The sequence below is a fragment of the Roseiconus nitratireducens genome (assembly GCF_008629675.1).
Lineage (GTDB): Bacteria > Planctomycetota > Planctomycetia > Pirellulales > Pirellulaceae > Stieleria > Stieleria nitratireducens.
This window is the reverse complement of sequence record NZ_VWOX01000056.1, coordinates 1-1,608: the sequence shown is the minus strand read 5'-3', so window position 1 is coordinate 1,608 and position 1,608 is coordinate 1. Positions and strand designations below refer to the sequence as shown.

At 55.3% G+C, this 1,608-nt stretch carries 1 protein-coding gene; it reads left to right on the top strand.

The genetic code is table 11. From position 1 onward, the window contains the following. The first annotated feature begins 136 nt into the window (after nucleotides 1-136). Nucleotides 137-1,588, top strand: coding sequence for an IS4 family transposase (locus FYK55_RS28660; RefSeq protein ID WP_161604829.1), 1,452 nt, complete (start codon nucleotides 137-139; stop codon nucleotides 1,586-1,588). The last annotated feature ends 20 nt before the right edge of the window (nucleotides 1,589-1,608 follow it).

Here is a 1,608-nt window from a genome sequence, read left to right as displayed (position 1 = left end):
CTCACTGTTCCACACAAATCCGAGCATTTGCCTGCAAATGCTACTGGAAAGACGGGCTGGACTTCTTGCCGTCGGTGGGAAAGATGCCACCGGTGATAATTTCGGAAAACCGGTACGTTGCACGGAAGGGTGAATCGTGGAGACGATTGTAGACGAATTTCTTGGCGCCGATCTGGGTGACGAACGACTCAATAGACGTCTGAAGTCCCTCGCCCATACTTTGGCGAGCAAGCCCAGTGAGAGTATTCCTGCGGCGGCAGACTCTCGCGCCGAATGGGAAGCCGCTTATCGATTCTTCGATAACGATCGTGTTTCCCCTGAGAAAGTTCTCGCTCCACATCGGGAAGCGACGCTCGAGCGAGTTTCTCAAGCATCGTCGATCGTGTTGGTTCAAGATACGACTCAGGTCAATCTGACCCGGCCAACGGAGCAAGTCCAAGGCGCAGGCTACCTGGGTTGTGACAGTCAGTACGGTGTTTTCTATCACCCCCTGATGGCCTTTACCGAACAGTCATTGGCCCTGGGGATGGTTTGGCAGAAACACTGGACTCGTGACGAGGAACCGTCTCGCCTCTCAAAAACCGAGAAGGCTAAACAGCGGCGTGAAACGCCCATCGAACAAAAAGAGAGCGTCCGTTGGATTGAAGGTATTCACGCCTCCGCTGAGGTCGCCGAATTGTGTCCGGACACTCAATGCATTGCCGTCGCCGACAGCGAATCTGACATTTACGAGGTGCTGGCCGAATGCACCGGGCAAAAACCAGCGAATTTCCAGTTCGTCATTCGCGCCGGACAAGACCGAACGACGGAACAAGACACCGATTGGTTCGAATCGGTTCGGGGGACTCGGTGCATTGAGCGCTCTCAGGTCAAGGTGAGCCGGCGTCGGGCTAAATTCCGAAGTAAGAAAGATTCACGACGCGAAGGGGATCGCGAGGCCCGCACGGCTGAACTGGAGATTCGAGCGGCAAAAGTGACGCTCAAAGCACCTTGGCGTCCGGACAGAAAACTTCCCACGGTGGACGTGAACTTGGTCCTCTGCGAAGAAGTCTCACCTCCCGAAGGTACCCAGCCGATTGTTTGGCTGTTAGTGACACAGCTTCCAATCGACTCGGTCGATGCGATCCGACGCGTGATCGACATCTACTGCATTCGCTGGCAAATCGAGATCTTCTTTCGCACGCTCAAGTCGGGCTGCCGAATTGAAGAGCGCTACTTGCGGAATCTTCCCCGGTCGATGAACGCGATTGCACTGTATTCGGTGATCGCCTGGCGCATTCTGTACCTGACACAAGTTGGGCGGACGTGTCCGGATCTGAATTGCGAGATGGTGTTCGACTCCAGTGAGTGGAAGTCGGTTTACACGGTGCTGCATCACCAACGGGCCGATTTTCGTCTCCCTAAGGCGCCACCGACGCTCAACGAGATGATCAAAATGATCGCGAGACTTGGCGGCTACATCGATCGTCCGAGCGAAAACAGCCACCCGGGACCGAAAACGCTGTGGATCGGGCTCCAGCAAACTCACAGCCTGTCCTCCGGCTGGCTGGCCTTCGGACCAGAATCAAAAAAATTTTCCCGGACATGAATGTGTGGAACAGTGAGCCC